The following is a 7,554-nucleotide window of genomic DNA, read 5'->3' on the forward strand; positions in this document are numbered from 1 at the left end:
CCTGACCCTGAGGCCTCGCCATGCTTGATACCAGCCTTCGCTCCGCCTTCGACCCCGAGCATGAGATGTTCCGGGATTCGGTGCGGAAGTTCTTCGCGAAAGAGATGATCCCGTATCTGGACGCGTGGGAAGAGGAAGGGCTGGTGCCGCGTGCCTTCTGGCGCAAGGCCGGCGAGGCGGGGCTGCTGTGCCCGACGGTGCCGGAAGCCTGGGGCGGGCTCGGCCTCGACTTCCGCTACAATGCGATCATCACCGAGGAACTGTCGTACGCCGGCTCGTCGGCGAGCCTGCCGCTGCAGTCGGACATCATCGTCGACTATTTCGTCGCTTACGCGTCCGACGAGCAGAAGGCGAAGTATCTGCCCGGCATGGTCAGCGGCGAGATCATCGCTGCTATCGCGATGACCGAGCCCGGCGCTGGCTCCGACCTGCAGGGCGTGCGCACCACCGCGAAGCGTGACGGCGACGACTATGTGGTCAACGGCTCGAAAATCTACATCTCGAGCGGGCAGAACGCCGACATCGTCGTGGTCGTCGCCAAGACCGATCCGTCGCTGGGCGCCAAGGGCACCTCGCTGGTGCTGGTCGAGACGGATCGGCCCGGCTTCGCGCGGGGCCGCAACCTCGACAAGATCGGGCAGAACTCGGCCGACACCTCCGAGCTGTTCTTCAACGATGTGCGCGTGCCCGTCACCAACATCCTCGGCGGCGAGGGACAGGGCTTCGGCTACCTCATGAGCAACCTGCCGCAGGAACGGCTGTCGCTGGCGGTCAGTGCACAGGCGGGCGCGCAGCGCGCCTTCGACGAGGCGGTAAAATTCACCAAGGACCGCAAGGCGTTCGGCAAGACGGTGTTCGATTTCCAGAACACCAAGTTCACCCTCGCGGCGATCAAGGCGAAACTTCAGGTCGGCTGGGCGCATCTCGACTGGTGCCTGCTGCGCCACGCGAAGAAGCAGCTAACGGTCGCCGAGGCCGCCGCCGCCAAGCTCTGGCACACCGAGATGCAGTGGGAGGCGACCGACGCCGCGCTGCAGCTGCACGGCGGCGCCGGCTACATGAACGAATATCCGATCGCCCGACTGTGGCGAGATGCGCGCGTGCAGCGCATCCACGGCGGCACGTCGGAGATCATGAAGGAAGTCGTCGGGCGGTCGATCTAGGCGATCTTCAGGATCATCTTGCCCTGGTTGCTGCCGTCAAACAGCCGCATGAACGCGGGGTAGGCATTCTCCAGCCCCTCTTCGATATGCTCGTCGATGGTCAGCTTGCCCTCGGTCAGCCAGGCTTCGAGCTGCTCGCGTGCCTCGGGGAAGCGCGGCAGGAATTCGGTGGCCAGCACGCCGCGGATTTGGGCGTGGTGGACGATCAATGACCAGAGGTTGCGCGCCCCGATCCGCTGCTCTGAGTTATACTCGCTGATCAGCCCACATAGCGCGACGCGGGCGTTGCGGCGCAGGTTGAGCAGCGCCGCGTCGAGGATGTCGCTGCCGACATTCTCGAACACCATGTCGACGCCGTCGGGCGCGGCGGCGCGGATCGCCGCCGACAGCGCGGCGACATCCTTGCCGCGGTAATCGATGGCGGCGTCGAAGCCGTAGCGATCAATGAGCTTGGCGCATTTCGCCGCGCCGCCGGCGATGCCGATCACCCGGCAGCCGTGCAGCTTGCCGAGTTGGCCGACCAGCGACCCGACCGCGCCGGCCGCGCCGCTGACCAGCAAGGTCTGTCCCGGCTGCGGCTGGCATTCCTCGAGAAAGCCGAAATAGGCGGTGAGGCCGACGCCGCCGAGGATCGAGAGGTAGTTGGTCACCTTGGCCAGCCGGCTGGCATCGAACTTGCGCGTGGTACCGCCCTCGGCGCCGACCGAATAATCCTCAAGGCCGTTGAGGCCGCCGACCCACTGCCCGACCGGATAATCGAGCGTGCGGCTCTCGACCACCACGCCGATCGTGCCGGCGCGCACCGTGGCGCCGAGCGGGATCGGCGGCAGGTAGCTCGGCACATCGTCCATCCAGCCGCGCATCGCCGGGTCGAGCGAAGCATAGTGGTTGCGGACGAGGAACTGGCCGTCGGCGAGTGCCGGCAGCGGCTCGACCGCTATCGAAAAATCTTCGGCGCGGAGCATCCCTTGCGGGCGGGCGACGAGCAGCACCCTGCGATTCTCGGCCAAGCTTCACCTCCCCAGACGGCTGCCGTTTGAATGCTGCGTCTCACGCGCGAAGGCGGTCAGCACCTCCCAAATGGCGACCGGCGCCTGCCGCGAGAAATTCTCAGGCTTCGCGCCAGATTATCTGGGTTGCGCGCCGCCTGTGCTTGCGCGTCACTGGCGACTGGATTGTCGAAGGGGAATGCGGATGTCGAACTTGTCACGCCGGCAGATGGTGGGCGGCGCGCTGACGGCCGCCGCGGTGGGCGCCCCCTTCATCAGCCGGCCGGTACGGGCCTTTGAAAAGCGCGCCTATCCGCCGCGCGAATATCCCAAGCGCGTCGTCGATCTGGTGAATGAATCGCTGGTGCTCGACATGCTGCACCCGCTCCAGATCAACGACGGCCCGCTGCCGATGACGCCGGCGATGGCCGCTGATTACAAGGCGAGCGGCATCAATGCGATCCACCATGCCTATGGCGTCGGCGGGCCGAACGCCCGCGAGGCGGTGCTGACTTTCCTCGTCCGCTGGGGTCATCATGTGCAGGTGAACGCGCATGTGTTCACCGGCGTCGACAAGTTCTCCGACATCCTGCGCGCCAAGCGCGACGGCAAGATCGCGGTGATCATGGGCCTCCAGAATTCGGAGCATTTTTACACGCCCGACGATGTGAAGCTGTTCTGGGATCTGGGGCAGCGCATCTCGCAGCTCACCTACAACACGCAGACGCGCATCGGTTCGGGCTCCACGGAGCGGGTCGACGGCGGCGTGTCCGATTTCGGCGCGTCGATCATCGAGGCGATGAACAAGGTCGGCATGCTGGTCGACGTTTCGCACTGCGGCCCGCGCACCACGCTCGATGCGATCGAGATTTCGAAGAAGCCGATCGCGATCACCCACAGCAACTGCCGTGCACTCAACGATCATCCGCGGCTGAAGACTGACGAGGCGATCAAGGCCTGCGCGGCGAAGGGCGGCATGATGGGGATCGCCGGCGTGCGCAATTTCGTCAGCGCGAAGGAGCCGACGGTGCTCGGCAACATGGTCGACCATATCGACCATGCGGTGAAGCTGATCGGTATGGACAATGTCGGGATCGGCAGCGACCTCGACCTCTATGGCTATGACGACGCGCCCGAGGGTTACATGAAGGGGCTGATCGCGTGGCTCAACAAGAGCTACGCCTTCCGCGACAAGGTCGATGTCGACGGCTTCGATCATGCGCGCCGCACCTACGACCTCGTCGAAGAGCTGCTGCGCCGCAACTATTCGAAGGACAATATCAAGGCGATCCTCGGCGGCAATTTCCAGCGGCTGCTGACCGCCAGCTGGGGCGGCTGAGCGCCAACCGCTAACGGAGCCGCAGCCGCAGCGACTTCATCGCGCCGACGAAGTTCGACCGGATGAAGCGCGGCGGCTCGATCACCTCATAGTCGGGGTAGGCGGTGAGGAACGCCGTCAGGATATGCTTCAGCTGCAGGGTTGCGAGCCGCAGCCCGGCGCAATGGTGGATGCCGTAGCCGAAGGCGAGATGGGCCTTCGCATTGGCGCGTGTAATGTCGAGCGTGTGCGGATCGTCGAACACCGCCGGGTCGTGATTGCCGGCGCCGTAGAGCATCGCGACGCGCTCGCCGGCGGCGATGGTCTCGCCGCCGATCACCACATCTTGCGTCGCCGTCCGCGCCATCTGGAACACCGGGCTGTGCCAGCGCAGCAATTCGTTGATCGCCGCCGGGATCAGCGACGGATCGTCGACGAGGCGGCGGCGCTGATCAGGAAAGCGCCATAGTGCCCAGAGCGCGCCGGCGAGCGAGCTGCGCGTCGTTTCGTTACCGGCGGCGATCATGTTCGAAAAGAAGCTCTTCTTCTCGGTATCGTCGAGCGGTCGGCCGTCGATTTCGGCGTGCGCGATCAGCGAGATGAGGTCGTCGCGCGGCTCGCGGTGGCGGCGCTCGATCAGGTCGAGGGCATAGTCGAAGATCGCGAGATAGCGCTCACTCGCGACTTCGACCGAGGCGGCATAGTCGGGGTCGTCGGTGCCGAATACCGCGTTGGTGAATTCGAACACGCGCCACTCGTCCTCGGGCGGCACGCCCATGATGGTGCAGATCGACCGGATCGGCACGATCGCGCCAACCTCCTCGACGAACTCGACCTCGTCGCGCCCCGCGATATCGGCCATCAGCTTCGCGACCGACGCCTCCACGCGCGGCTCGAACCGGGCGATGGCGGCGGGCATGAACGCCGAGGCGACGAGGTTACGGAAGGCGGCATGCTCGGGATTGTCCATTGCGAGCATAAAGCGCGCGAGTGTTCGCCCGATCTCCGGGTCCATCGCCGCGCGCTTGTCGGTCGGGACGCGGAAACCCTTCGTCGAGGTGAAGTTCTTCGCATCGAGCGAGACGGCACGGATGTCGTCGTAGCGAGTCAGCATCCAGAAGGGCGGCTGCTTGTCCGATCCCGGATGGCGATAGACCGGCCGGTCGGCGCGCAGTGCGTCATAGGCGGCGTGGGGATGCCCGTCGGCGAAGTTCGCCGTATCAAGCAGGTCGAGGTGTGCCATCGTCAGTCGGCGATCTGCCGTTCGTACATCCCCCAATCATAATATTCGCGCCAGGTGCGCACCTTGCCGTCCTCGACCTCGAAGATGCCGACGCACGGCAGAATGCCCGATTTGCCGCGCGCGGTGAAATGGTCGCGCCGCTCGAGCGTCACCACATTGCCCTCGACGCGGCGGTTGAGCACTTCCTGGAAGACATGCGTGGCAATGCCGAGAAAGCCGTCGAGCATCGCTTTGATCTCGGCCTTGCCGTTGTAGGGCGCCTTCATCATGCTCTGCATAACCGCATCGTCGTGGAACAGCGACAGGATCAGCTCGCCGTCGAGGCTGTTCCAGCCCTCGCGCATTCGGTCGACGACGGCCAGCGCAGCTTCTTCCTCAGCGGTTCGCATTTCGGTCCTCTCCCAAGTGCCGGCGTGGGCGCCGTCTCGTATATTCGTCAAATCTATTGACAATAATAACTGTCCTGTTTCATCCTCAACATGTCAACCAGCTTTACGAAGCGGAGCAACCGCCGGCGCTGGTGAGTGGGAGGAAAAATATATGGGCGTTTCCAGCAAGCTGACGTTGCTGGTCGGTGCGAGCCTGCTCGCGATGCCGGCCATGGCACAGACCGCCGCCGAACCCGCGGCCGAGGCCGCCTCGGCCGCCGAGATCGATACCGCAGAGGACATCATTGTCACCGCGCAGCGCCGCGAGCAGCGGCTGCAGGACGTGCCGATCTCGATCGCGGTCGTCTCGGGCGAAGCGCTGCAGGATCGCGCCATCCAGAATTTCGAGCAACTCGCGCCGCTCATCCCCAATCTCACCATCGCCAAGACGCCCGCTGCCAACCTCATCGTGCTGCGCGGCATCGGCTCAAGCGCGGGCAGCCCGTCGCTCGACCAGTCGGTGGTGATGTTCGTCGACGGCATCTATTCGGGCAACGCCCGCCAGTTTGCCGCGCCCTTCCTCGATATCGAGCGGCTGGAAGTGCTGCGCGGCCCGCAGGGCGCGCTGGTCGGTCGCAACACCAGCGCCGGCGCGATCAACATCCTGACGCGCAAGCCGGGCGACGAGCTTGGCGGCTATGTGCTCGGCGACTATAATTTCACCTTCGAGGGCGTCAGCCTCGAAGGCGCCGTCGACCTGCCGGTCACCGATAATTTCGCGATCCGCACCACCGGCCGCTACGCCGATACCGACGGCTATATCTACAACCCGCTCGTCGATCAGGATCAGCCGACCCGCAAGGAAGCGATTGGCCGCATCACCGGCGTGTGGGAGGGCGAGGGCGTCACCACGACGTTCAAATATGAGCACGCCGATGTCGATATCGAAGGCTCGCCGGTGCAGGTGTTCGCGCCGACCAACAACGAGTTTCGCGACTATGTGAAGAGCGCGCGGCTCACCACCGGCCCGGAGTATGACAATATCGTCACCAACAATGCGGTGCTGCAGCTCGACATCGAGATGGGCGGCCCGACGCTGACGGCGATCACCGGCTATTCGCAGTTCAAAAACCGCAACCTGATCGACGCCGACTTCTTCGCCGGCAATTTCGCCACCGCCGACTTCGACCAGGATTTCAAGCAGGTCTCGCAGGAGATCCGGCTGACCTCACCGACCGGCGGGCCGATCGAATACTCGGCCGGCGCCTATTATTCGGACGCCAACCTCGACGAGGAGCGCACCACCGGCGTGCTGTTCGCGCCGGTAGCCAGCACTTTCCGTGCCTTCAATCAGGAGGACAAGGCCTTCTCGCTGTTCGGTCAGCTCACCTGGGTCGCGTCGGAGGCGCTCCGCGTCAACGCCAGCGGCCGCTGGACGCACCAGAACAAGACCGCCGACTATCTCCGCCTCGGCGGCGCGCAGGCCGCAGTCGCGCGTACCGGTGCGGTGCAGGCGGACTTCAGCGGCAAGACCACCGACAGCCGCTTCGATCCGGCCGCCTCGGTGCAATTTTATGCCAACCGCAATTCGATGTTCTACGCGAGCTTCGGCAAGGGCTCGAAGAGCGCCGGCTTCCAGGGCGCGATCTCGAACGCCTCGCCCGCGACCTTCGAATATCTGCCCGAACGATCGACCGCCTTCGAGGGCGGCGCGCGCCTCAGCTTCCCGGGCACCGGTTATCTGAACCTCGCCGCCTTCCACACCACCTACAAGGATCTGCAGGTGTCGGCGGGCATCTCGGTGCCGGGGTCGCTCGCCGCGATCTTCTTCACCGGCAACGCGCCCGAGGCGCGCATCGCCGGCCTCGAGGCGGAGTTCCTGTTCCGGCAGAGCCAGATGTTTCAGGTCGACGGCAGCCTCGCCTGGCTGCCGACCGCCAAATATGTCGATTTCACCGCCGGGCCTTGTTATGCGCTGCAGCCGTCGAACGGCACCTTGCCCGGCACCTGCAACCAGACCGGTCAGCGCCTCGGCTTCACGCCGAAATTCTCGGGTTCGGTCAACGGCACGGTGAAAGCGCCGGTCAGCAGTGACCTGCAGGTGAAGGCCACGATTTCGCCGGGCTTCCAGACGGGCAACTTCCGCGACTTCACCAATGATCCGGTGGCGCGGCAGGACGGCTGGCTGAAGCTTGATGCGCGGCTGTCGCTCGGCAGCATCGACGATGGCTGGGAACTGGCGCTGGTCGGCCGCAACCTCACCAACAAGCTGACCAACGCCTACAGCAACACCGCCGGTCTGGCGAACACCTTCCTTAACCCGGCCGCGCGCGTGACGGTGGTCGATGCGCCGCGCAACATCTCGGTGCAGGCGCGCTACAAATTCTGAGCTGACGTGAAAGCTGCGCGGTGACCTAGAGCGGGATGACGCTACACGGAAGCATACCCTGAGTTGGCGAGATAGTTGGCGCAC

At 64.9% G+C, this 7,554-nt stretch carries 6 protein-coding genes; 3 read left to right on the forward strand and 3 right to left on the reverse strand.

Annotated features, from left to right (window positions below; genetic code table 11):
- Positions 1 to 20 precede the first annotated feature (20 nt).
- Entirely contained in the window at positions 21 to 1,163 is a 1,143-nt protein-coding gene (locus tag ACFOMD_RS09455) for an acyl-CoA dehydrogenase family protein (protein ID WP_380860373.1), read from the forward strand.
- Here the strand turns inward: ACFOMD_RS09455 and ACFOMD_RS09460 are convergent.
- On the reverse strand, positions 1,160 to 2,173 hold the full coding sequence (locus ACFOMD_RS09460; protein ID WP_380860376.1) for an NADP-dependent oxidoreductase: 1,014 nt from the start codon (positions 2,171 to 2,173) through the stop codon (positions 1,160 to 1,162). The two genes, ACFOMD_RS09455 and ACFOMD_RS09460, sit on opposite strands and share 4 nt — an antisense overlap.
- 184 nt (positions 2,174 to 2,357) lie before the next feature.
- On the opposite strand from ACFOMD_RS09460, the gene ACFOMD_RS09465 reads away from it, so the two are divergent.
- Positions 2,358 to 3,491, forward strand: coding sequence for a dipeptidase (locus tag ACFOMD_RS09465; protein WP_380860379.1), 1,134 nt, complete (start codon positions 2,358 to 2,360; stop codon positions 3,489 to 3,491).
- 10 nt (positions 3,492 to 3,501) lie between these two features.
- Here the strand turns inward: ACFOMD_RS09465 and ACFOMD_RS09470 are convergent, their stop codons facing one another.
- Both ACFOMD_RS09470 and ACFOMD_RS09475 read right to left on the reverse strand, forming a co-directional pair.
- Positions 3,502 to 4,713 (reverse strand): cytochrome P450, encoded by a 1,212-nt coding sequence (locus ACFOMD_RS09470; protein WP_380860381.1) that lies wholly within the window; start codon positions 4,711 to 4,713, stop codon positions 3,502 to 3,504.
- A 2-nt stretch (positions 4,714 to 4,715) separates the two neighbouring features.
- Entirely contained in the window at positions 4,716 to 5,102 is a 387-nt protein-coding gene (locus ACFOMD_RS09475) for an SgcJ/EcaC family oxidoreductase (protein WP_380860383.1), read from the reverse strand.
- Positions 5,103 to 5,253: 151 nt separating this feature from the next.
- Here ACFOMD_RS09475 and ACFOMD_RS09480 point away from each other — a divergent pair, with 151 nt between their 5' ends.
- The gene (locus ACFOMD_RS09480) at positions 5,254 to 7,470 is read left to right on the forward strand and encodes a TonB-dependent receptor (protein ID WP_380860386.1); all 2,217 of its coding nucleotides are present in this window, start codon (positions 5,254 to 5,256) and stop codon (positions 7,468 to 7,470) included.
- Positions 7,471 to 7,554 lie beyond the last annotated feature (84 nt).

Origin of the sequence: Sphingoaurantiacus capsulatus (assembly GCF_042648405.1) — a bacterium.
Classification (GTDB): domain Bacteria; phylum Pseudomonadota; class Alphaproteobacteria; order Sphingomonadales; family Sphingomonadaceae; genus Sphingoaurantiacus; species Sphingoaurantiacus capsulatus.